This is a genomic window from Roseomonas elaeocarpi (assembly GCF_042433915.1).
GTDB classification, from domain to species: domain Bacteria; phylum Pseudomonadota; class Alphaproteobacteria; order Acetobacterales; family Acetobacteraceae; genus Roseomonas; species Roseomonas elaeocarpi.
In genome coordinates this window covers 147,845-170,282 of the sequence record NZ_JBHLUN010000014.1, presented here as the reverse complement: position 1 = coordinate 170,282, position 22,438 = coordinate 147,845, and the positions used below count along the sequence as shown (strand labels likewise).

The 22,438-nt window shown below is 72.1% G+C and carries 20 protein-coding genes; 11 read left to right on the top strand and 9 right to left on the bottom strand.

Annotated elements, in window-relative coordinates; genetic code table 11:
* On the top strand, positions 1 to 1,382 hold a 1,382-nt coding region (locus ACFFGY_RS19075; RefSeq protein WP_377046114.1), incomplete at its 5' end, for a CoA-acylating methylmalonate-semialdehyde dehydrogenase.
* A gap of 71 nt (positions 1,383 to 1,453) precedes the next feature.
* Here ACFFGY_RS19075 and ACFFGY_RS19070 read toward each other — a convergent pair.
* Positions 1,454 to 2,179 carry a DUF72 domain-containing protein gene (locus tag ACFFGY_RS19070; protein ID WP_377046113.1) on the bottom strand — a complete coding sequence of 242 codons (726 nt, stop codon included), beginning with the start codon at positions 2,177 to 2,179 and terminating at the stop codon, positions 1,454 to 1,456.
* 150 nt (positions 2,180 to 2,329) lie between these two features.
* Here ACFFGY_RS19070 and ACFFGY_RS19065 point away from each other — a divergent pair, with 150 nt between their 5' ends.
* Both ACFFGY_RS19065 and ACFFGY_RS19060 read left to right on the top strand, forming a co-directional pair.
* On the top strand, positions 2,330 to 3,379 hold the full coding sequence (locus tag ACFFGY_RS19065; RefSeq protein WP_377046112.1) for an SDR family oxidoreductase: 1,050 nt from the start codon (positions 2,330 to 2,332) through the stop codon (positions 3,377 to 3,379).
* 91 nt (positions 3,380 to 3,470) lie between these two features.
* A complete protein-coding gene (locus ACFFGY_RS19060) occupies positions 3,471 to 3,665 on the top strand; it encodes a hypothetical protein (RefSeq protein WP_377046111.1) in 195 nt (64 codons plus the stop codon).
* A gap of 104 nt (positions 3,666 to 3,769) precedes the next feature.
* Here the strand turns inward: ACFFGY_RS19060 and ACFFGY_RS19055 are convergent, their stop codons facing one another.
* The 3 genes from ACFFGY_RS19055 to ACFFGY_RS19045 are packed head-to-tail and all read right to left on the bottom strand — an operon-like array spanning position 3,770 to position 5,813.
* Entirely contained in the window at positions 3,770 to 4,597 is an 828-nt protein-coding gene (locus ACFFGY_RS19055; protein ID WP_377046110.1) for an alpha/beta fold hydrolase, read from the bottom strand.
* Positions 4,598 to 4,645: 48 nt separating this feature from the next.
* Complete coding sequence (locus ACFFGY_RS19050; RefSeq protein WP_377046109.1) at positions 4,646 to 5,023, bottom strand: nuclear transport factor 2 family protein; 378 nt, start codon at positions 5,021 to 5,023, stop codon at positions 4,646 to 4,648.
* A gap of 37 nt (positions 5,024 to 5,060) precedes the next feature.
* Entirely contained in the window at positions 5,061 to 5,813 is a 753-nt protein-coding gene (locus tag ACFFGY_RS19045; RefSeq protein WP_377046108.1) for an SDR family NAD(P)-dependent oxidoreductase, read from the bottom strand.
* A 112-nt stretch (positions 5,814 to 5,925) separates the two neighbouring features.
* Here ACFFGY_RS19045 and ACFFGY_RS19040 point away from each other — a divergent pair, with 112 nt between their 5' ends.
* The 4 genes from ACFFGY_RS19040 to ACFFGY_RS19025 all read left to right on the top strand — a co-directional run bounded on the left by ACFFGY_RS19040 (position 5,926) and on the right by ACFFGY_RS19025 (position 12,389).
* Positions 5,926 to 6,849 (top strand): LysR family transcriptional regulator, encoded by a 924-nt coding sequence (locus tag ACFFGY_RS19040; RefSeq protein WP_377046107.1) that lies wholly within the window; start codon positions 5,926 to 5,928, stop codon positions 6,847 to 6,849.
* Between the two features lie 196 nt (positions 6,850 to 7,045).
* A complete protein-coding gene (locus tag ACFFGY_RS19035) occupies positions 7,046 to 9,088 on the top strand; it encodes a hydantoinase/oxoprolinase family protein (RefSeq protein ID WP_377046118.1) in 2,043 nt (680 codons plus the stop codon).
* Positions 9,088 to 11,076 carry a hydantoinase B/oxoprolinase family protein gene (locus ACFFGY_RS19030; protein WP_377046106.1) on the top strand — a complete coding sequence of 663 codons (1,989 nt, stop codon included), beginning with the start codon at positions 9,088 to 9,090 and terminating at the stop codon, positions 11,074 to 11,076. The genes ACFFGY_RS19035 and ACFFGY_RS19030 overlap by 1 nt, the downstream gene beginning before the upstream one ends.
* Entirely contained in the window at positions 11,073 to 12,389 is a 1,317-nt protein-coding gene (locus ACFFGY_RS19025) for an NAD(P)/FAD-dependent oxidoreductase (RefSeq protein ID WP_377046105.1), read from the top strand. The genes ACFFGY_RS19030 and ACFFGY_RS19025 overlap by 4 nt, the downstream gene beginning before the upstream one ends.
* Here the strand turns inward: ACFFGY_RS19025 and ACFFGY_RS19020 are convergent.
* On the bottom strand, positions 12,328 to 13,347 hold the full coding sequence (locus ACFFGY_RS19020; protein ID WP_377046104.1) for a LysR family transcriptional regulator: 1,020 nt from the start codon (positions 13,345 to 13,347) through the stop codon (positions 12,328 to 12,330). The genes ACFFGY_RS19025 and ACFFGY_RS19020 overlap by 62 nt on opposite strands.
* 120 nt (positions 13,348 to 13,467) lie before the next feature.
* On the opposite strand from ACFFGY_RS19020, the gene ACFFGY_RS19015 reads away from it, so the two are divergent.
* Positions 13,468 to 15,039, top strand: a complete 1,572-nt coding sequence (locus ACFFGY_RS19015) for an ABC transporter substrate-binding protein (protein WP_377046103.1) — start codon at positions 13,468 to 13,470, stop codon at positions 15,037 to 15,039.
* Positions 15,040 to 15,273: 234 nt separating this feature from the next.
* Here the strand turns inward: ACFFGY_RS19015 and ACFFGY_RS19010 are convergent, their stop codons facing one another.
* Together ACFFGY_RS19010 and ACFFGY_RS19005 are read right to left on the bottom strand one after the other, a co-directional pair.
* Positions 15,274 to 16,146, bottom strand: a complete 873-nt coding sequence (locus tag ACFFGY_RS19010) for a GNAT family N-acetyltransferase (protein ID WP_377046102.1) — start codon at positions 16,144 to 16,146, stop codon at positions 15,274 to 15,276.
* A 36-nt stretch (positions 16,147 to 16,182) separates the two neighbouring features.
* Positions 16,183 to 17,226, bottom strand: coding sequence for a tartrate dehydrogenase (locus ACFFGY_RS19005; RefSeq protein WP_377046101.1), 1,044 nt, complete (start codon positions 17,224 to 17,226; stop codon positions 16,183 to 16,185).
* Positions 17,227 to 17,456: 230 nt separating this feature from the next.
* Here ACFFGY_RS19005 and ACFFGY_RS19000 point away from each other — a divergent pair, with 230 nt between their 5' ends.
* The 3 genes from ACFFGY_RS19000 (at position 17,457) to ACFFGY_RS18990 (ending at position 20,645) form a co-directional block, all read left to right on the top strand.
* Positions 17,457 to 18,125, top strand: coding sequence for a septal ring lytic transglycosylase RlpA family protein (locus ACFFGY_RS19000; protein ID WP_377046100.1), 669 nt, complete (start codon positions 17,457 to 17,459; stop codon positions 18,123 to 18,125).
* Positions 18,126 to 18,478: 353 nt separating this feature from the next.
* Positions 18,479 to 18,832, top strand: a complete 354-nt coding sequence (locus ACFFGY_RS18995; RefSeq protein ID WP_377046099.1) for a DUF6481 family protein — start codon at positions 18,479 to 18,481, stop codon at positions 18,830 to 18,832.
* Positions 18,833 to 19,088: 256 nt separating this feature from the next.
* Positions 19,089 to 20,645 carry a serine hydrolase domain-containing protein gene (locus tag ACFFGY_RS18990; protein ID WP_377046098.1) on the top strand — a complete coding sequence of 519 codons (1,557 nt, stop codon included), beginning with the start codon at positions 19,089 to 19,091 and terminating at the stop codon, positions 20,643 to 20,645.
* 90 nt (positions 20,646 to 20,735) lie between these two features.
* Here ACFFGY_RS18990 and aroQ read toward each other — a convergent pair whose 3' ends face one another.
* Both aroQ and glf read right to left on the bottom strand, forming a co-directional pair.
* Positions 20,736 to 21,182 (bottom strand): type II 3-dehydroquinate dehydratase, encoded by a 447-nt coding sequence (gene aroQ, locus ACFFGY_RS18985; RefSeq protein WP_377046097.1) that lies wholly within the window; start codon positions 21,180 to 21,182, stop codon positions 20,736 to 20,738.
* Positions 21,179 to 22,303 (bottom strand): UDP-galactopyranose mutase, encoded by a 1,125-nt coding sequence (glf, locus tag ACFFGY_RS18980; protein ID WP_377046096.1) that lies wholly within the window; start codon positions 22,301 to 22,303, stop codon positions 21,179 to 21,181. The genes aroQ and glf overlap by 4 nt, the downstream gene beginning before the upstream one ends.
* Positions 22,304 to 22,438: the final 135 nt, after the last annotated feature.

The window sequence follows — 22,438 nt, the reverse complement described above, 5'->3', positions numbered from 1 at the left end:
ACGCGGCAACCGTGTCCGCCGCCGTCGAGGCCGCCACGGCGGCCTTCCCCGGCTGGGCCGCCACGCCGCCGGTGCGCCGTGCCCGCGTCATGTTCCGCTTCCGCGAGATCCTGGAGCGCGAGGCCAAGACGCTCGCCGCCATCATCACCGCCGAGCACGGCAAGGTCCTGTCGGACGCCATGGGCGAGGTGCAGCGCGGGATGGAGGTGGTAGAGTTCGCCTGCGGCATCCCGCACCTGCTCAAGGGCGACTACACCGAGGCGGTGGGCACCGGCATCGACAGCTGGTCGCTGCGCCAGCCGCTGGGCGTGGTGGCGGGCATCTCGCCCTTCAACTTCCCCGTCATGGTGCCGCTATGGATGCTCCCGGTGGCGCTGGCCACCGGCAACTGCTTCATCCTCAAGCCCTCCGAGAAGGACCCCTCCGCCTCGCTGAAGCTGGCGGAGATGCTGCGCGAGGCAGGCCTGCCCGAGGGCGTCTTCTCGGTGGTGCAGGGCGGCCGCGCGGCGGTGGAGGCCATCCTGGAGAACCCGGGTATCCACGGCATCTCCTTCGTGGGCTCGACGCCGGTGGCCAGGCTGGTGCACCGGGTGGGCACCGCCAACGGCAAGCGGGTGCAGGCGCTGGGCGGCGCCAAGAACCACCTCGTGGTGATGCCCGATGCCGACCTCGACGGCGCCACCGACGCGCTGATGGGCGCGGCCTACGGTTCGGCCGGCGAACGCTGCATGGCGATCTCGGTCGCGGTGGCCGTCGGCAATGCAGCGGACGGGCTGCTGCAGCGGCTGGAGCCGCGCGTGCGGGCGCTCAAGGTCGGGCCGGGCACCGACCCGGAGGTCGAGATGGGTCCGCTGGTCACGGCCGAGCACCGCGACAAGGTGTCGGGCTACGTCGATGCCGGGGCCCGCGAAGGCGCACGCGTGGTGGTGGACGGGCGCGGCCTGCGGCTGCAGGGCTACGAGCGCGGCTTCTTCCTGGGCGGCACGCTGCTCGACGGCGTGGACGCCACGATGAGCGTGTACCAGGAGGAAATCTTCGGCCCCGTGCTGGGCGTGGTGCGCGTGCCCGACCTCAAGGGCGCGGTGGCGCTGCTCAACGCGCACCCCTTCGGCAACGGCGCCTCGATCTTCACCAGCGACGGCGGCGCGGCGCGCGACTTCGCCTCGGGCGTGGCGGCGGGCATGGTGGGCGTGAACGTGCCCATCCCGGTGCCCATGGCCTTTCACAGCTTCGGCGGCTGGAAGCAGTCGCTCTTCGGCGACCACCACATCCACGGCATGGAAGGCGTGCGCTTCTACACCCGCTACAAGACCGTGACGCAGCGCTGGCCCGGCGCCAACCGACGCGCAGCCGAGTTCACCATGCCCGTGCTGGGAAGCTAGAACCGGGACTCACCAGCCCGGTAAGCAGGGGCCGGCTCATGCCGGCGCCGCTGCCTCCCGGTGCGCGCCGGTCACAACCTGTCCAGCAGTTCCAGCGCATTGCGCGTCGCTTCCCCGAGCGCGGTGTTGTCGAAGATGCACCAGCACTCCACGCCCTCCCGCGCGGCGGCCCGCAGGCGCCGGGCGGTGTTGTCGATCACCTCGGGCGGATAAGCGGAATGGTAGATCCGCGGTGAGCCGTGCAGGCGGAAGTAAGCCAGGCCCGGCCAACCGCCCGGTTCGGCAGCCCCCGGCACCACCGCCGGATCGGCCGCCGCCCGGCTGACGCGAAGCCCCAGCAGCAGCGCGTCGGCCACGCCGGTGAACCACGTCCGGTGACGCGGCTCGCAGACGATCAGGCCGCCGAAGCGCGACCGCAGCGCGCCGAAGAACGCCCCCGCCACCGCCGCGTCGAAGGCGAGGCTCGGCGGAAGCTGCACCAGCAGGGGACCGAGTGCCTCCCCCAGCGCTTCCGCCTCGCCGAGGAAGCGCCCAAGCGGCTCCGTGGCGTCGACCAGCCGGCGCTCATGGGTGATCTCGCGCGGTACCTTCACCGCGAAGCAGAACCCCGCCGGCACGCTCGCGGCCCAGCGCGCGTAGGTGGCGGGACGGTGCGGCCGGTAGAAGGAGGAGTTGATCTCGGTGGCCGGCAGGCGCCGGGCGTAGCGCTCAAGATGGCTGCCCTCCGCCGGAAAGGCCCCGCCGTGCTGCTTCGGGATGCTCCACCCGGCCGTGCCGACCCGATACGCCGCTGCCATCGCGCTGTACTGCCTCCGCCGGAACCCTGATGAGGGCCGGCCCGGATCACCCGCTCCGGCTGCAACCGCCGCCCCTCCAGGCGCTTCCTCCCCCAACGCAGTCCGCCAGGGCCCGGGTTTCCCCGGGCCGCACAGGCTCGGGAACGGATCATGACGGATAAGCTCGCCCTGGTTGCCGGCGCGAACGGCATCATCGGCAAGGCCCTGCTGGAGGAGATCGCCCGCACCCCGGGCTGGCAGGCGCAGGCATTGTCGCGCCGCCCGCATGCCTCGGCGGGCGCGATCGCCTGCGACCTGACGGATGCCGCCGGGACAGCCGCGGCGCTGCGGGCCGCGGGCGGCACGACGCACCTGTTCTACGCCGCCCTGTCGCCGCGGTCCGACCTGGGTGAGGAGGATGCGGTGAACGGCGCCATGCTGCGCAACCTGCTGGACGGGCTCGAGGCCGCGGGGGCGCCGGTGGAGCGGGTCGTGCTGTACCAGGGCGCGAAGATCTACGGCATCCACCTGGGCCCCGTGCCCAGCCCCTTCTACGAGGACGACAACCCCACGCATCTGGGGCCGAACTTCTACCAGACGCAGGAAGCCGAGTTGCGATCCCGCCAAGCGCAGGGCCGCTACGACTGGTCGATCCTGCGCCCCGACGTGGTGGTCGGCGATGCCGCCGGCAACGCCATGAACATCGCCACGGTGATCGGTGCCTACGCCGCGCTGTGCCGCGCGCGAGGCGCCGCCTTCCGCTTTCCCGGCAGCGAGCATGTTTACCGCGGCGTGCTCGCGCAGGTGACGGACGCGCATGCGCTGGCGCGTGCCAGCCTCTGGGCGGCCACCGCCGGGGCGGCGCGGAACCAGGCCTTCAACTACGTCCACGAACCGTTCCGCTGGGAAAGGATCTGGACGGGGATCGGCGCCGCCCTCGACCTGCCGCCCGGCCCGCCGCTGCCGATCACCCTCGCCCGGCACATGCCGCATCAGGCCCCGGTGTGGGACCGGCTGCGCGCGGAACAGGGCCTGCCCCCCGTGCCGCTGGAGCGGGCCGTCGGCTGGGGCTTCGGCGACTTCGTGTTCAAGTCCGAGTTCGACGTGATCTCCGACATGGGAAAGATCCGACGCGCGGGCTTCACCGAAACCGTGGACACGGAGGCCGCGCTGCTGGCCGCGATAGGTCGACAGCAGGATGCGGGTGTCCTGCCGCGCTGAGACTGCCGCCGCCTCCCCGATGGCATCACGAGGCACGCGAAACCTGCCTCGCGCCATCAGCGCATCATCGTGACATCCGAAAGGTAGCCGAGTGACAGAGCCGACGACCGCCGCCAATCCCAACGAGATGACCGCGCAGGTGGACCTGCAGATCGGCAGCAGCGTCGTGCTGCAGGCCAGGGCACGGGCCACGCCGGCGGGGCTGATGGCCATCGGCGTGCTGGTCTCGTCGATCATCCTTTCCGTCGCGCCGCTGGTGTGGTCGGCGCGACGGCGGCCCTACTGACCGGATTGCTTCTCGGGTGGCCTCGGTGACGAGGCACACCCGATGAACGACCCGATGCGGCCCAACGCGCCCCTTCGAGCGGAGACGCGTCGGTCGCGCGCCGCTCACCCGCGGGCGAAGTCCAGCAGATCGGCGTTGAGCTGATCCTGGTGTGTGGCGGCGAGGCCGTGCGGCGCGCCCGCGTAGACCTTCAGCGTCGCACCCGGCACGATCTTCGCGGTGAGCGCGCCCGCATGGCCGATCGGCACGATCTGATCGTCGTCGCCGTGGATCACCAGCGTGGGCACGTCGATCCGCCGCAGGTCCGCGGTGTAGTCCACCTCGGAGAACTCGCGGATGCAGGCGTACTGGCCGACGATCGAGCCCATCATGCCCTGGCTCCAGAAGCTCTGCCGCAGCCCTTCGTTCACCGCCACGCCCTCGCGGTTCATGCCGAAGAAGGGAATGGCCAGCTGCAGAAAGAAGTCGGAGCGGTTGTCGGCCACGCCCTTCCTGATCCCATCGAACACCGAGATGTCGAGGCCACCCGGCCACTCGGCGGTCGACGCCATGATCGGCGGCACCGCGCCCACCAGCACCACCTTGCGCACCCGGCCCGTCCCGTGCCGGCCGATGTAGTGGGCGACCTCGCCGCCGCCGGTGGAATGACCCACCATCACCGCGCCCCGCAGGTCCAGCGCCTCCATCACCGCCGCGAGGTCGTCGGCGTAGGTGTCCATGTCGTTGCCCTGGCCGGGCTGGTCGGAGCGCCCGTGCCCGCGCCGGTCATGCGCGACCACGCGAAAGCCATGCTGCAACAGGAACAGCATCTGCCCGTCCCAGGCATCCGAGCTCAGCGGCCAGCCGTGGCTGAACACCACCACCGGCGCCTCCTTCGGCCCCCAGTCCTTGAAGAAAATGCGCGTGCCGTCCGCAGCAGTGACGTGGCTCATGGGCGTAGGCTCCTTCATCAACGGGATGGAAAAGGTGGCGAGGCTGGATCAGCCAGGACCGGCGTCAGGCTTGTCGAAGAATAAGTAGAGGGCAGTGATTCGGCCATCGCGGGCGACGATGATGTCGGTCCCGGCATAGGCCGGCGCCGCGTCCGGCGGGCCGGAAACCCAGCGGAGGCGACCGGCCGCGTCCTGAAGTTCCTCCGGCTCACCCAGCGGCGTGTAGCGGAACTCCGGATGGGTGGCGCGGATGACGCCGGCGATGCGCGCGATCTCGTCGGGCCCGCGATAGATGCCGCTCGGCTCAAAGAACGCGGCATCCTCGGTGAAGATCTCGGCCGCCGCCGCCCGCCGACGGTCGGGGTCATTTTCCCCGAACACGTCGTGCAGGTTGCGGATCAGCAGCGTGGCGATGCTGTAGGGCATGGTGGGTTCCTCCGTTGGATCCGCAACCGGCGGGCGTTCAGATCTGGGCCTGCCCGCCATCGACGAAGAGTTCGACGCCGTTGACGAAGCTTGCCTCATCGGAGGCGAGGAACAACACCGCCTTCGCGATCTCCTCGGGCTGCCCGACGCGGCCGGCGGGGATCAGGCTGGCCAGGTAGTCCTTGGTGCCCTTGGCCTGCTCGCCGCCGCCGAACAGCTCGTTCAGCCCGGCCGTTTCGGTGACGCCGGGGCTCACCGCGTTGACACGGATGCGGCGGTCCTTCAGGTCCAGGATCCAGTTGCGGGCGAAGTTGCGCACCGCCGCCTTGGTGGCGGAATAAACGCTGAAGGCGGGCGTGCCGGAGATGCCCGTGGTGGAACCCGTCAGGATCACCGAGGCACCGTCCTTGAGCAGCGGCAGCGCCTTCTGCACGGTGAAGAGCACGCCCTTCACGTTGGTGTCGAAGGTGCGCTGGTAGTGTTCCTCGGTGATGCTGCCCAGCGGCGCGAACTCGCCGCCGCCGGCATTGGCGAAGACCACGTCGATCTGCGCGTGCTGCTGCTGGACCGCGTCGTACAGCCGGTCGATGTCCGCCAGCTTGGCCATGTCGCCGCGCACCGCCGTCACGCGCCCGCCGATCCGCTTCACCGCGGCATCCAGCGCTTCCTGCCGGCGGCCGGTGATGAACACCGAGGCACCCTCGGCCGCGAAGGCCTGGGCGGTGGCGAGGCCGATGCCGCTCGTGCCGCCGGTCACCACCACCACCTTGTTGTTGAACCTGTTGGTCATGATCGCTGCTCCTTCTTCTTCGGCTCGATGCCGTCGGGAAGAGGATGTCGGCAGGACGATGATGCGGGTAGCCAGCAATCATGGCACTCAGCGTTCCACCAGGGGAACGCTGATGCAGATCGACCTCAACGACTACCGCTACTTCGCCGAGGTGGTGGCCCAGGGTGGCTTCGCCGCCGCCGGCAGGGTGCTGCGGCAGCCCAAGTCCAAGCTCAGCCGGCGCGTGGCCGGGCTGGAGGCACGGCTGGGGGTGCGGCTGATCGAGCGTTCCAGCCGCCGCTTCCGGGTGACCGAGGTGGGGCAGGCCTTCTACGCCCGCTGCCGCGCCATGCTGCTGGAAGCGGAGCGGGCGGAGGCAGTGGTGGCCGAGGCGCAGGCCGAGCCGCACGGCCGCATCCGCTTCAGCTGCCCCACCGGCCTGGTGGAGGTCATCTCCGGCCCCGTTTCCGCCTTCCTGGAGCGCTTCCCCAAGGTGCGTCTGCAGATCCTCGCGGTCGACCGCCCGGTGGACCTGATCGAGGAACGGATCGACGTCGCGCTGCGCGTGCGGGCGACGCTCACCAGCGATGCGGCGCTGACCATGCGCTCGCTCGGCTACTCACGGCGCATCCTGGTGGCGGCTCCGCAGGTCGCGAGCCGGCTGGGCAGCGACATCACGTCGCTCGCCACCCTTCCCACGCTCGGCACCAGCGACGAGGTGGGCGAGATCGAATGGCATCTCCAGGGCGAGGGCGACGCCGCGCACGTCCTGCGCCACGAGCCACGGATGAGCTGCGGCGACTTCTCGGCCGTGCGCCAAGCCGCCACCGCCGGCCTCGGCGTGGCCCTGCTGCCCGACCACGTCTGCGCGGAAGCGCTGGCGAAGGGGCAGCTCGTTCACCTTCTGCCAACCTGGTCCGGACACCGGGGGATCGTGCACCTCGTGTTCACGACCCGCCGCGGCCTGCCGCCGGCGGTGCGGGCGCTGATCGACCACCTGGCGGCCTGCTTTCCCAGGGACGGTGCCCCCAGGGTAGGCACTCCCAACCACGGCTGACCTTCCGGCGCGGCCGGGCGCCGCGGCCCGAACCTCCGCGCCGGACCGGCCGGCAACCGTCGGGCAGCAGGTCGGTGCCCTGCCCGCGCGGCGGCGCCGGGCCATAACTTCATGTCATGGCCTCCGCCCATGACCGCTGTGGACGGGCATTCCGGCCAGTGCGCAAATCCCTCGCGTGTCTGGAGACTGCGTGCCCATGATGGTCGGGGTGGATATCGGCGGCACTTTTGCCGACTTCGTGGCGCTGGAGCCCGGCAGCGGGCGGGTGCGGACGCTCAAGGTCCTCACCACGCCGCTGACGCCGGGCCGCGACGTGGCGGCCGGCCTCGACCGCCTCGCATCCGAAGGGGTCGATCCCGCCGACGTCACGCGCTTCGTCCACGGCACCACGGTGGGCGTGAACACGATCATTCAGCGTCGCGGCGCCCGGCTGGCGCTGTTCACCACGGCCGGCTTCACCGACATGCTGGAACTGGCGCGGCTGCGCATGGCCGATCCCTACAGCCTGTTCTGCGAACGCCCGGCACCGCTGATCCCGCGCGAGCACGTCTTCGGCATCGTTGAGCGCATGGGCGCCGACGGCACCGTGCTGCAAAGCCCCGGAGAGGCCGACGTGGCGGCGGCGCTGGCGGCGGCACAGCGGGCCGGCTGCGAAGCGGTCGTGGTGTCCTTCCTCCACGCCTGGCGCAATTCGCGGCACGAGGAGCTGGTGGCCGACACCATTGCGCGGCTGGCGCCCGGCATGATGGTGTTCCGCGGCAGCGAGGTCTGGCCCGCCATCCGCGAGTACGAGCGCACCACCACGGCGGTGCTCAACGCCTACGTCCATCCGCGCATCTCCCACTACCTCGACCGCGTGGCGGCGGAGCTGCGCGAGGCCGGCATCCCGGCGCCGCTGCTGCTGACCACCTCGGCCGGCGGCACCATGACGGCCGCGGCCGGGCGCCGGGACTGTGTCGGCATGCTGCTCTCGGGCACGGCCTCGGGCGTGGTGGGCGCGGGCGTGGTGGCCAAGGCGGCCGGCGAGGCGGCGGTGCTGACGCTCGATATCGGCGGCACCAGCGCCGACATCGCCCTGCTGGAGGACGGGCAGCCCTCCTTCGCCACCGGCCACGCGATCGGCGAGTTCCCGCTGGCCACCACCACGGTGGCCGTCACCTCCTCCGGCCAGGGCGGCGGCTCGGTGGTGCGGGTGGACGCGCAGGGCGTGCTGCAGGTGGGGCCGGAAAGCGCCGGCTCGACGCCGGGGCCGGCCTGCTTCGGGCGCGGCGGCACGCGGCTGACGGTGACCGACGCCGCGCTGCTCTGCGGCATCCTGGGCCATGGCGACCTGGGCTTCGGCGCCATCCGCCCCGACATCGCCCTGGCCGAGGCGGCGGCGCGGCCGCTGGCGGAGCAGCTGGGCCTCGACATCCCGACCCTGGCCGAAGGCGTGCTGAGCGTGGCGATCAGCGGCATGCTGGTGCCGGTGGAACAGCTCCTGGCCCGCGCCGGCCTCCATGCCAGCGAGCTGACGCTGATGCCCTTCGGCGGCGCCGGGCCGATGCTGGGCGCGCTGACGGCGGATGCCGCCGGCATGAACCGCGTGCTGGTGCCGGCGGTGCCGGGCACGCTCTGCGCCCTGGGCGCGCTGGCGGCGGCCATCCGGCGCGACACGATGCGCACGGTGCTGCTGCCGCTGGATGAGCACAACTGGGCGGCGATGCAGACGGTGCTGGAGGATCTGGCGCGCGAAGCCTCGGACGCCGTCGAGGCGATGGCGGGCCCCGGCGAGACCGCGGTGCTGCGCGCGGTCGACGTGCGCTATCGCGGCCAGTCCTTCGAGCTGACGGTGCCGGTCGAGGCCGGCGCGGATGCGGACACGGTGACGCGGCTCTTCCACGCGGCGCACGAGCGCAACTTCGGCCATGCCGAGGAAGGCGCGCCCGTGCAGGTCGTCAGCCTGCGTGCCTCCGCCTCCCGCGCCGCGCCGCCCATCGCCATGCCGCGCGAGGAGGCGGTGCCGCACGTGGTGGAACCGCAGGCACGCGGTCGGCTCTTCACCGGCGGGCGCTGGCAGGATGCCGCGCTGTTTGACCGCGCGGCGCTCGACCCCGGCGCGGGTTTCGCGGGGCCGGCGGTGGTCACGCAGTCCGACTGTACCATCCTGGTGCCACCCGGCTGGTGGGCCGAAGTGGACGGGTTGCGAAACCTCGTCCTGCAACGCGACGTGCCGGCCGCTGCCGGGGAGCAAGGCTGATGCGCACCAATCCCGTCATGCTGCAGGTTCTGCGCAACCATGCCCGCGCGGCCGCAGAAAGCATGGCCACCACGCTCTACCGCACCGCGCATTCCACCTTCGTCAAGGAAACCGAGGACTTCACCATCCAGCTGCTGGATGCGCACGGAAAGTCCTGCGCCGTGCCGATCGACCTCGGCGCCACCTGGTATCCGGGGCTGGACTACGAGGCGGCGCTGGCGCTGGTACCCGGCGGCTACGAGCCCGGCGACATCGCCATGACCAACGACCCGTATTCCGGTCACCTGGCGACGCATTCGCCCGACATCGTCATGTGGAAGCCGGTCTTCCACGAGGGGCGGATCATCGCCTTTGCCGGCGGCCACATCCACAACGTCGACGTGGGCGGCGCCGTGCCGGCCAGCCTGTCGCGCACCCTGACCGAGGTGCACCAGGAAGGCATCCGCATCCCGCCCGCCAAGCTTTACCGCGCCGGCGTGCTGGATGAAGGGCTGGTGCGCCTGATGCTGGCCAATGTCCGCGTGCCCGAGCAGAACTGGGGCGACCTCAAGGCGCTGGTGGCCGCCGTCAATACCGGCGAGCGCCGCGTGCTCGACCTCGTGCGGCGCTTCGGCGTGGACACGGTGGTGGACGGGCTGGCCGACCTGCTCGATTACGCCGAGGCGCAGGCCCGCGCCGTGCTGGCCGGCATCCCCGACGGCGAATACGAGTTCACCGAGTACGCCGACGAGGACGCGGCCGGCGGCAACCCGCTGCGGCTCTGCCTGAAGCTCACGATCCGCGGCGACGCGGCGGAGCTCGACTTCAGCGGCACCGATCCGCAAACGCTGTCCTCGCTGAACGTGCCGACCGGCGGGCATCCGCGCCACTCGCTGCTGCTGGTGGGCGCCTATTACGTCCTGTCGGCGCTGCACCCGGGGATCACGCTGAACTTCGGCACCACGCGCGCCTTCACCTGCCACGTGCCGGAAGGCAGCGTGCTCAACCCGCGCTTCCCGGCGGCGGTGGGGATGCGCTCGCTCACCTGCGGGCGGCTGCGCAGCCTGATCTTCGGCGCCTTCGTGCGCGCGGCCCCCGACCGGCTGCCGGCGGCCCCGGCCGGGGCCACCTGCATCGTGAACATGGCGGCCGAGAACCCGCGCACCGGCCAGCGGAGCATCTCCGCCATCGCGCCGATCGTGGGCGGCGGCGGCGGCATGCCGCACCGCGACGGCACGGACGGCGCCGGCGCGGATGCGGCCTACCTCAAGAACAGCCCGATCGAGATCACCGAGGCCGAGGCGCCGGTGCGCATCCTGCGCTACGGTCTGATGCCCGATACCGGCGGCCCCGGCGCGCATCGCGGCGGCATGGCGCAGGTGATGGAATTCCGCACCACCGCGCCGGACGCCTTCGTCACCGCCCGCAACCGCGACCGCTCGCTGTTTCAGCCCTGGGGCGTGGGCGGCGGCCAGCCCGGCTCGGCCGGCAGCTTCACGCTGAACCCCGGCACCCCGCAGCAACAGGACCTGGGCAACACCGACGCGCTCCGCCTCACCTCGGGCGATACGCTGCGCATCGTCTCGCCCGCCGGCGGCGGCCGGGGTGATCCCTTCATCCGCGACCCGGTGGCGGTGCTGCGCGACGTGCGGGCCGGGCTGGTGAGCGTGGAGGGCGCCGCGCGCGACTACGGCGTGGCCATCGCGGACGATGCCGTGGAGGCGGACCGCACCGCCGCGCTGCGGGCCGGCCGTCGCGCGCCGCCGAACTTCACGCCGGGACGCTTCCGCACCGAGCACGAGGCGCGCTGGACGCCCGCGGCCTACGCCACGATGCACGAGCTGCTGCGCACCCTGCCGGCGAGCTGGCGCCCGCCGATGAAGTCCGCCTTCTTCGCCGCCGTGCGCGCGGAGCCGGACCGTCCGGCCGAGGAGGTCATCCGCGACGCCTTTGCCCGCCAGACCGCGGGCGAGGCGCGGAGCCAAGCGCAGCGGCAGGCCGCGGAATGACGATCTTCACCGAGGATTTCTCCACCGAACCCTGGTGGTGGCAGGGTTTTCGCCCACCCGAAGCGGCGGGCGGAGAGCTGCCCGCGCGGGCCGGCACGCTGGTGATAGGCGCGGGCTATGCCGGCACCGCCTGCGCGCTGCGGCTCGCCGAGGCGGGCGAGGACGTCGTGGTGCTCGAGGCCGGGGCGCTGGGCCAGGGGGCGAGCACGCGCTCCGGCGGGCAGGTGTCGGGCGGCGTCAACGTGGGCAAGAGCGCTTCGCGGCAGCCCATCCCGGCGCACCGCAAGGCGGCGCTGCTGCGCGACGCGGCGGCCGGCTTCACCCTGTTCGAAACCCTGCTGGAGCGGCATGGGATCCGCTGCGGCTATCATCGCACCGGCCGGGTCAACGGGCTCTGGTCCCCCGCCCACGCGGCGGGCTGGGCCAAGCGCCTGCCGGAGCTGAACGAGCACGCGCGCTCCGAGGCCCGGCTGATCGACCGTGACGAGGTGCGCGCCGAACTCGGCACGAGCTTCTATCACGGCGGCGTGGCCATCGACCGCGCCGGGCATGTCCAGCCGGCGGAGTTCTACGGCGGGCTGCTCCAGGCGGCGCAGCGGGCCGGGGCGCGCTTCATCGGCACCACCCCGGTGCGCCGGCTGACCTGCCTGCCGGCCGGCTTCCGGGCCGAAACGTCCCGCGGCACCGTCACGGCGGACCGCGTGGTCTTCGCCACCAACGCCTATACCGCCGAGGTGGCACGCGGGCTGGAGCCCGCGCTGCGGCGCGGCCTGGTGCCCGTCACCACCCACATGATCGCCACCGAGGAAATGCCGGAGGACCTCGCGCGCACGGTGCTGCCGACCAACCGCGGCGTGTCGGAAACGCGGCGGGTGATCAGCCATTACCGCCTCTCCCCCGACGGCCGGCGGCTGCTGTTCGGCGGCCGCGCCAGCTTCTTTCCCCTGGAGGAACGCCGCACCGCCGCCATGCTCCACCGCGCCATGGTGGCCCGCTTCCCGCAGCTGGCGGGCTTGCGGATCAGCAACAGCTGGGGCGGGCGCGTGGCGATGACGCTGGACCGCCTGCCGCATATCGGCGGTGGCGAGGGCCGCTACTTCGTGGCCGGTTGCCAGGGCAGCGGCGTGACCATGATGACCTACCTGGGCCACAGCCTCGCGGAGAAGATCCTGCGCGGCAGCGCGGAGCCGGTGAACAGCTACGACGACGGGCTGCCGCCGCACCACCCGCTGTACGACGGCACGCCCTGGTTCATGCCCGCGCTCGGGAGCTGGTACCAGTTCCTGGACCGGCGGGAGCGCGTGGCGGCCTGATCGCCTCCGCCCCGGCCGAATGGGTCCCGGGCGGATGGGTCCCGGCCGGATGGGTCCCGACTTGGTGCGCCCCGGCTCCCTGGGCCTGCAGCGCCGCGTTGACCTGCGCGACGAAGCGGTTCGCCAGCCGTGAGGCGGGCCGCGTCGTCGAGGTGACGATGTTCACCGGCAGCAGCACCTGCGGCGCGAAGGGACGCCAGGCGAGCCCGGGAAAGCCCGCCTCTTCCATGTAGCCGTCGACCAGCGCCACCCCGGCTCCCTGGAGAACCAGCGCCGGCGCCTGGATCGCGGTCGCCAGCTCCACCGCGATGCGCCGCTCCGATCCTTCCCGCGCGAAGGCGTCGTCCAGCAGCTGGCCGAAATAGGTGCCCGAGCCGAAGGAGATGAGCCGCGCCGCCGCGAGGTCGCGCGGGCGGATGACCTCGCGGCCCGCCAGCGGATCGTCGGGATGCAGCGCGCAAACCATCGGCACCGTGCCCAGGCTCTGCGTGACGGTGCCGGGATTGCTGACCGGCGACAGGCACAGCGCGAGGTCGACGTGGTTGCGCGCCACGAGCTGCGCGCCGGCGCTGGCGCGAACGAAGTGCGACACGACCTTCACCCTGGGGAAGGCCCGCATGAACGCCGCCACGGCGGCGGGCACCACCGAGATGCCGAGCGAGGAGGAGGCCGCCACGCGCAGCAGCCCGCTCTCGCCGTCGCGCAGCTCCGCCGCGGTGTTGCTGAGCCGGGCGATCTCCCCCATCAGCCGGGCGCTCTCCGGAAACAGGCTTTCCGCCTCGGTGGTGGGGTGCAGCCGCCCCTTGATGCGGCGGAACAGCGGCATGCGCAGCTTGTCCTCCAGCCGCTTCAGCGCCTTGCTCAGCGCCGGCTGCGACACGCCCAGCGAGGCCGCCGCCTCGGTGAGCGAGCGCGACGACATGACGGCATGGAAGATCTCGAGCTCGCGCGATGTCACCGGATGCAGCCCTCCGGCGGAAAGCATAACCGCATGTTATGGGCGGGCGAAGCATCGTTGCTCGACAGCGGTTGCGCGGGCGCCGGAGACTGCCACGATTCAGCAACGGAAATCCCGCGCATGCCGATCCGTCCTTCCCGTCTCGTTCTGCTCGCGATGCTCGGACTCTCGGCCGGGATGGCCGCCGCTGGCCCGGCACGGGCCGCCGACCTCAGGATCGGGACGCAGAACGTCGCCACGCTCGACCCGCACTTCCTGCTGCTGGACTCCAACATCGCCTACAACCAGCACATCTACGGCGCGCTCACCGACACCGACGAGCACGGCAAGCTGGTGCCCGACCTGGCCACCGCCTGGACCTCGGACGGGGTGAACACCTGGCGCTTCACCCTGCGGCAGGGCGTCACCTTCCACGACGGCACGCCCTTCACCGCGGACGACGTGGTGTTCAGCCTGAACCGGGTGCCCAACGTTCCCAACAACCCCTCGCCCTATAGCGGCCAGCTGCTGGGCGTCACCGAGGTCCGCAAGATCGACGACCACACGGTCGACATCGTCACCGACGGCTTCCTGCCGCTGCTGCCGGCGCAGATCGCCAAGCTGTCGATCCTTTCGGCCCGCGCCATGGCCGGACGCTCCACCGAGGATCTCAACGCCGGACGGGCCGCCATCGGCACGGGCCCCTACCGGGTGGTGCAGGTGCAGGGCAAGGAGCGCATCCTGCTCAGCCGCTTCGACAACTACTGGGGCAAGAAGCCGGACTGGGAAAAGGTCGAGTTCCGCATCCTGCCCACCGAGAGCGCCCGCAGCGCCGCGCTGCTGTCGGGCGACGTCGACCTGATCGAGTTCGTTCCCCTGCAGGACGCCGCGCGGCTGGCCAAGACGCCGGGCATCGCGGTGCACAGCGGCGGCTCGGCGCGCGTCATGTACCTGGGCGTCAACGTCGATCCGAAGCTGGAGGTGCCCGGCGGCCGCAACCCCATGCAGGACCCCAAGGTGCGCCAGGCGGTCTCGATGGCGATCAACCGCGACGGGCTGGTGCGCAGCACGCTGGAAGGCTACGGCCGGGTCGCCACGCAGATCGGCGTTCCCGGGATGCTCGGCTACCTCGACGACGTGCGGCCCGATGCCTTCAGCCCCGACGCGGCGCGCAAGCTGCTGGCCGAGGCGGGCTATCCTGACGGCTTCTCCACCAGCCTCGTCTGTCCCAACGGCCGCTACGTCGCGGATGCGCAGACCTGCCAGGCGGTCGGGCAGATGCTGGCGCGGGTCGGCATCAAGACGGGCGTGGAAACGCTGCCGGCCTCGGTCTTCTTCAGCCGCATCCGCACCGGCGCCAACCCGGCACCGCTGTTCCTGACAGCCTGGAGCAACGTGATGGGTGACGGCGGCTACACGCTGAACAACCTGTTCCACAGCTTCAACCGCGACACCAAGATGGGCAGCACCAACCGCTCCGGCTACTCGGATGCCGAAACGGACCGGCTGATCGACGCCGCGCTGCACGAACCGGACGCGGAGCGCCGCCTCGGCCTGCTGCAGGCGGGGAACCGGCGCGGGCTCGAGGCGCGGGTGCTGCTGCCGCTGTTCACCGCGCCCGTCGTGCTCGCCTCCCGCGCCGACATCCGCTACGACGTCGGCGACAGCGGAAGCTCCGAGATGACCTCGGCGATGCGCGCCCACCCCCGGTAAGCGGGCACCCTCCAGCAGCGCGTCACGCCGGGTCGCACGGCCGGTGCCGGCCCGGTTCCGCGGGCGCGGCATTCACCACCCGGACGCCACGTTGCCGGGTCAACTCCCCCGGGTGGGCCCGGTCGGGCCTGCTGCCAGGACACCTCGCACGGTGCTCCCCGGGCTGGCTTCCCCGAGCCAAGTCCCCCCGGGTTGTTCCCTGGGACCAGCTTCTCCGAGTCAGGCTTCCCTGGGCTAGCCCAGCGCCTGGCTGGCCAGCGCGAAGACCTGGAAGGCAGGGGTGCCGGCCGGTGTCGAGGGATCGGGGTACGAAGACACAGGGTCCGAACCCGGGCGACGCATGGCGACGCCGCCATCGACCTCCACGAGGCCCCGCTCCGCGAGCCAGGGCCCGAGCGTCGGATAAGCCGGCGTGTCGACGCGCACGAAAGCACCCGCGCGGGCATCGATCAGAAATCCCAGGATCGCGCGCGCCACGCCCTCGTTCGCCGCGACCACCGGCCCCACCACCTCGCCCCGCCCGAAGGGGCGGAGCGCGCCGTAGCCCAGCACCCGCCCGCCACGCCGCAGCACCGCGATCCGGCCGTCGCGCGCCAGCACCTGCAACAGCGCCGCGCGGTCCAGCTCCAGCGCCGCGGCATCGGTGGCGCCGATCGCGGCGAGATCGCCCTCCCCCGCCCATTCCACCCCGGCCTCAGCCCTGGCCCCGCTGGCGGGGCTCACGATGCCCTGGTGCTGCCGGACCTCGTGCGTGTCCCGGAAGCCGAGCTTGCGATACAGCGGCAGCCCCTCGGGCGTGGCGATCAGCCGGGCTTCGCGCGCCCCGCAGGCGGCGATCGCCGCCTCCATCAGCCGCCGGCCGAGGCCGTGCCCGCGCAGCGCGGCGTCCACGATCACCAGGCTGACCGTCGCGCCCCGGCCGAGGGGCGTCACCATCACGGTTCCGGCCACCCTGCCCTCCCGCAGCGCCACCGTGCCCTGCCCGAGTGAGAGCACGGTCGCCCAGTCTTCCCGCCGGTGCGGCCAGCCGGCCTCGCGCGACAGGCGGTGCGCGCCGTCGAGGTGGGACGGCTCGAAGGGGGTGAGCCCGATTGCGCCCGGAACCATCGCGCCGCCGCCCTTCCCGCCCCGGACGGCCTCTCCTCAGCCCATGGCCTGGAGCACGGCGCGGGTGATCTCGTCGGTCTTGTGCCGGCCCGGCACCGCGCCGATGCCCTGCGCAGTGGTGCGCTCCACCGCGCGCAGCACCGCCGCGGCGGCCTCCGCCTCGCCCAGGTGGTCGAGCATCATGGCGCCCGACCAGATCGCGGCGATGGGGTTGGCGATGCCCAGGTGCGCGATGTCGGGGGCGGAACCGTGCACCGGCTCGAACATCGAAGGCGCGGAGCGGTCGGGGTTGATGTTGGCCGAGGCCGCGAAGCCCAGCCCGCCCTGGATCGCCGCACCGAGGTCGGTGAGGATGTCGCCGAACAGGTTGGACGCCACCACCACGTCCAGGCTTTCGGGCGCCATCACCATGCGCGCGGCCATGGCGTCGATGTGGTAGCGGGTGACCTCGACATCCCCGTACTCGGCCGCCAGCTGCTCGGTGACCTCGTCCCAGAACACCATCGAGTGCTTCTGGGCATTGGACTTGGTGACCGAGGCGAGCTTGCCGCGACGCCGCCGCGCCTGCTCGAAGCCGAAGCGCAGGATGCGCTCCACGCCCTTGCGCGTGAAGATCGAGGTTTCCACCGCCACCTCGTCCGCCGTGCCGCCGTGCACGCGCCCGCCGGCGCCGGAATACTCGCCCTCGGTGTTCTCGCGGATGCACAGGATGTCGAACTCGGTGGCGCGCAGCGGCCCCTCGACACCGGGCAGCAGGCGGTGCGGGCGGATGTTGGCGTACTGCACGAAGTTCTTGCGGATCGGCAGCAGCAGCCCGTGCAGCGACACGGAATCCGGCACCTCGGCCGGCCAGCCCACCGCGCCCAGCAGGATCGCGTCGAAGCGGCGCAGCGTCGCGATGCCGTCGGCCGGCATCATCGCGCCGGTCTCCCGGTAGAAGGCGCAGGACCACGGGAAGCGCGTGCCCTCCAGCGTGAAGCCCCCCTGCCGCGCCGCGGCGCCCAGCACCTCCCAGGTGGCGTCCACCACGGGGCCGCCGATGCCGTCACCGGGGATCAGGGCGATCTGGTAGGATGTCATGCTGGTGTCTTCCTCCATACGGCGAGCGGCACGCTCTTGCGGCGGTACTGTGCCACGAACGCCCCGTCAGCCCAGCCCCTGCCGGAGCGCCCGCGGGCGGGTGGTTCCCGCCGGCCGCAGCCCGGTTGGAAGCGGCAGGCTGGCCGATCCGCCGCCGGCTCCCCAGATACCACCCCGCAACGTCGTTCGGCAAAGGAGGGGGAAGATTGCGCAAGGGCTGGAAGCGGAGATTGCTGGGAACGATGCTGAGCCTGTGCCTCGCCCAGGCCGAGGACGCGCTGGCCCGGGGAGCGGACGGTCACGGCCGGCCGGCACGGGTCGCGGCCGCGCATCACGGCACCGGCCCGGCGGCGCGGCACCGCGCCCCTTCCCGCGCCGCGCATAAGTCTCTGGCCGCCGCCCCGCGCCGCGCGCGCGTTCAGCCCGGGCGCGCGGCGCGCGCCGCCACCGTCCGGCACGCCCGTGAACAGCATGGGCGCGCCTCGATCTATTCCCGCCGCTTCACGGGGCGCCGCATGGCCGATGGCGGACGCTTCGATCCCCGCTCCGACAGCGCCGCCAGCCGGACGCTGCCGCTGGGCACGCGCGCCCGGGTCACCAACCTGCGCAACGGCCGTACCGCGATCGTGCAGGTGCGCGACCGCGGGCCGCATACCGGGGGCCGCATCCTCGATGTCAGCCCCGGCACGGCCGAGCGCCTCGGAATGGCCGAGGCCGGCATCGCGCCGATCCGCATCGTGGCCCTGTCTCCGGTGGCGGAGGCCGCCCCCGCACCGGCCGCCTCCGCGCGCGCCAGCGCCGCGCACATCAGCTCCTCGAGGGCCCGTTCCGCGCGAGCCTCTTCCGGGCGCGCGGCAACCACGCGCCGCACGGTTCACGGGCGGCCAGGGCGGTACTGAGGGGCGGCGCTTCGCCGCTCGGCTCCGGCACCGCGCAGCCGCCACGCCGACCGCGTGAGGCAAGGCTTTCGCGAACCGGTTGACGGGGCGGTGGCCGGAGGTCGTCGCACTTCCCTGCAGCGGCGGAATCCTCGCGAAAGCCGGGGGCCGCAGGGCATGATCCGCAGGGCCGCGAGGCGATTCCCGAAAGCTTCATGCGCGCCTCGCAACGAAGCGATGCAACATCGGCTGACATCTGCGAAATTTGCACCATTTACAGGAGGCGCGGACGGACCGAAGAGGCGTTTGCGCGTTCGACTCGCCGCGCGATGCGGCAGCGCACCCACACAGAACCGAAGGCCTGACCGTCAAGCATGAGCAGACATAACCCCGGAAACTTCGCTGATCGCCTGGAGAACGCCGCCAAGGCGAAGCAGGCGCTGATGGAAAGCTTCCGCAGCAAGCCGGACCTGAACGACCCCGAGGTCGCGGCCCGGCTGGCGGAGCGGAAGGCCGCGGCCGAAGCCCGGGAAGCCCGTGAAGCCGCCAAGCGCGAGGCCAAGCACGCGGAGATCGCGCGCCTCAAGGCCGAGAAGCTGGCCGCCGCGGAAGCCAAGGCCGCCAAGCTGCGCGAGGAAGCGGCGCGCAAGCCCGCCGGCCGCGCGCGGCTGAGCTCGATCCTGGCCAGCCACCAGGCGATGCGTGAGGCCCGCAAGGGCCGCGCCTGAAGCACCCGGCCTTCCCGCGGGAAGGCCGTTCCGGTCGCAAGACACCGGAACATGGAGGGCCGGTCCGTGACCGGCCCTTTTCCGTTGCGCGGGCTCCAGGCCCCGTCGCTCCGCTCACCGACGGCCGTCCTCCCCGCCCCAAGGCGTGCGCCCACGCCGCGCACCGTTCCCCCTCCTCTCCTCCCCTGCCTCCCGAGATTGACAGCGCCGGGCGAATACGGCTGAGCGGAAGGGAGGATCGAAGGGGAACGGGCGGATGGAGCAGCGAGTGGGCGAGCCCGACTGGCAGCGGGCACGGGACGCGGCGCTGGCGCTGCTGGCACCCTGGCAGGCGAGCGAGCCGGGCGGCACGATCCTGGGCTTCGACACCGGCGACGCGCGGCTGAGCCTTTCCGCCGGCCTCGCCAGCCTGGAGCACGGCATCGCCTGGGGGCCGGACACGCGCACCCGCTACGCCTCCATCACCAAGCAGTTCCTGTGCACCGCCGTGCTGCGCGCGGGCCTGCCGCTCGAGGCGCCGCTGGGCAGCCTCGTGCCCGGGTTGCAGGCCGTCGGCGCGGTGCCGCTGGCGCGGGCGCTGGGCATGACGGGCGGGCTGCCGGACCTGGGCGAGACGCTCTCGACCCTGGGCCTGCCCACCACCAGCCAGTACGGGCGCGACGCGCTGTTCGCGCTGGCGGCGGCGCTGCCGGCGCTGAACTTCCGGCCGGGCACCGAGATCTCCTACACCAACACCGGCTACCGCCTGGCGGAAACCGCCCTGCCCGCCCCGCTGCTGGAATCGCTGGCGCAACACCTGCCGGGCCTCGACCTCCACTACCCCGAGGACGAGACGGAACCGGTGCCCGGCCTTTGCACGGGCTACTGGCTATCCGAGGGGCACGACGGCGAGCGGGGCTGGCGGCGCGGGCGCTACGGGCTGCACTACTCGGCCTCGGGCGGGCTGGCGGGCTCGGCCACGGCGCTGATGCATTGGGGGCAGCGGCTGCTGGGTGGCCGCGACGGCGCCGAGGGCCTGCTGCCGCTGCTGGCGCGCCCGGCACGGCTCGAGGACGGCACCGAGGTCGGCTACGGGCTGGGCCTCAGCCGATCCCGCCTCCGGACGCCGGGTGGCGTGCTGGAACTCTGGGGCCATGGCGGCTCCCTGCCCGGCTACCGCAACTACCTCCTCTTCGCCCCATCCCTGGGCGCCGGCGTGGTGGTGCTGAGCAACCGCGACGAGGCCGAGGCCTATCCCATGGCGCTGCGGGTCATGGCGGCGCTGGCCGGCGCCGAGATGCCCGTGCCCGCCACGCTGCCGCCCGGCCTCTACGCCGAGACAGGCGGGCCCTTCTGGGCCGAAAGCACCGGCGGCACCCTGTTCGCGCTGGGCAGCGGCGAGGCGCTGTTCCGCGGCGACGCCGACGGGACGCCGGCCCCGGGCGGTGAATGGGCCGTCAGCCTCGCCTCGCACCAGCCGATACGGTTGCGGGCCACGGCGGAGGGCGCGCTGGAAGGCTCGCTCGGCGGTCGTCGCTGCCGGCTGGAGCGGGTGTCCGGCGACGCACCGCTCGACCCTGCCCTGCACGGGCACTGGCGTGCCGAACTGGCCGGGCTGCGGGCGGCACTGCGCGTGGATGTGGACGGGCTGCTGCACCCGCCGGGGCAGCCGGCACCCGCGCCGGTGCGACTCAGGTCACTGGGCAGCGGACGGGCGCTGGCGGAAACCGGCCATGGGCCCACGAAGCGCCGCACGGCGCTGTGGCTGCAGGCACCGGGCGAGCTGTGCCTGGTGGGGCAGCGCAGCCGGACCGTGGTGTTCCACCCGGCCTGAACCCTTCCCGGTGAAGCGGCGCAACCGAGGCGCACGCATTCAGGCATCCCGGCCGGAACCCCCAGCCAGGATGCCCCGGGTCAGGCCGCCTCAGCCCAGCAGCTGCGCCGCGCGCCGGAGGGCGAAGTCATAGCCCTGCGTGCCGAAGCCCGCGATGATCCCCGTCGCCATCGCCGACACGTAGGAATGGTGACGGAAGCTTTCGCGCGCGTGGATGTTGCTGATGTGGACTTCAAACACCGGAAGTTCCGCCGCCTTCAGCGCATCCAGGATCGCCACCGAGGTGTGCGAGAAGGCGGCCGGATTGATCACGATGGCCGCCGCGGTCTCGCGCGCCTCGTGGATCCAGTCGATGATCTCGTACTCGCGGTTGCTCTGATGCCAGCGCAGCGCGAAGCCCAGCCGCGTGGCGAGCGCCGTGCAGCGCTCCTCCACGTCGCGCAGTGTTTCGTGCCCGTAGATCTCCGGCTCGCGCTTTCCCAGCAGGTTCAGGTTGGGACCGTTGAGCACGAAGACCGTGCGGGGCGCGTCGCTCATTCCGCGGCCTTCACCGACGGCACGGCGTCCTCGATACGGCGGAAGGTGCTCAGCGCCTGCGCCACCACCTGGTCCATGTTGTAGTAGCGATAGGTCGCGAGCCGGCCCACGAACCAAGTGTCGGGCGTGGCGTCGGCCAGCGCCTCGTACTGCTTGTACAGCGCCGCGTTCTCAGGCCGCGGGATCGGATAGTAAGGGTCGCCCTCGGCCGCCGGGTATTCCCGGGTGATCGTGGTCTTCGGATGCACCTGGCCCGTCAGGTACTTGTACTCGGTGATGCGCGTATAGGGCACGTCCTCGGCCGGGTAGTTCAGCGTGCCCACCGGCTGGAACCATTCCTGCTCCAGCGTCTGGTGGTCGAAGCGCAGCGAGCGGTAGGGCAGCTTGCCGAAGCGGAAGCCGAAGAACTCGTCCACCGGGCCGGTCCAGATCAGGCGCCGATGCGGGTGCCGGTCCTTGACCTCGGCGTAGTCCGTGCCGGTCATCACCGTGATGTTGGGATGGTCCAGCATCTTGCGGAACATCTCGGTGTAGCCGTCGCGCGGCATGAACTGGAAGCTGTCGGTGAAGTAGCGGTCGTCGTCGTCGGCGCGCGTCGGCACGCGCGAGGTGACGGACTTGTCGAGCTCGCTCGGATCGAGGCCCCACTGCTTGCGCGTGTAGCCGCGGAAGAAGGTCTCGTAGAGCTCACGTCCCACGCGGCCGACCACCACGTCCTCGCTGGTGCGCACCGGCGAAGCGGGCTCGGCGCGCGCCTGGAAGAAGTTCTCGACCTCTTCCTCGGTGGTGAAGGACAGGTCGTAGAGCCGGTTCACCGTGGTGCGGTTGATCGGCATCGGCACCAGCTTGCCATCCTGCACCTTGGCCAGCACGCGGTGCTGATAGGCGCGCCAGGCGGTGAACTGCGACAGGTGGCGGAACACCTGCTCGCTGTTGGTGTGAAAGATGTGCGGGCCGTAGCGATGCATCAGCACGCCGGCCGCGTCGTACTCGTCGAAGGCATTGCCGCCGATATGGTCGCGACGGTCGATCACCAGGACCTTCTCGCCGCGCTGGCTCGCCAGGCGTTCCGCCAGAACGGCGCCGGCGAAGCCGGCACCCACCACGAGCCAGTCAAACATGCGCGTCGCTCCGCCGGGTCTTCAGGCGAATCACGGTGCCGGCGCCGCGCGATGCGCGCCCGGGCGGGACTTCAACGGAGTGCATCGCGGAGTGTCGTTTCCTGATCCGAGGTGCGCCCGCGAGGGCGCGTTCCG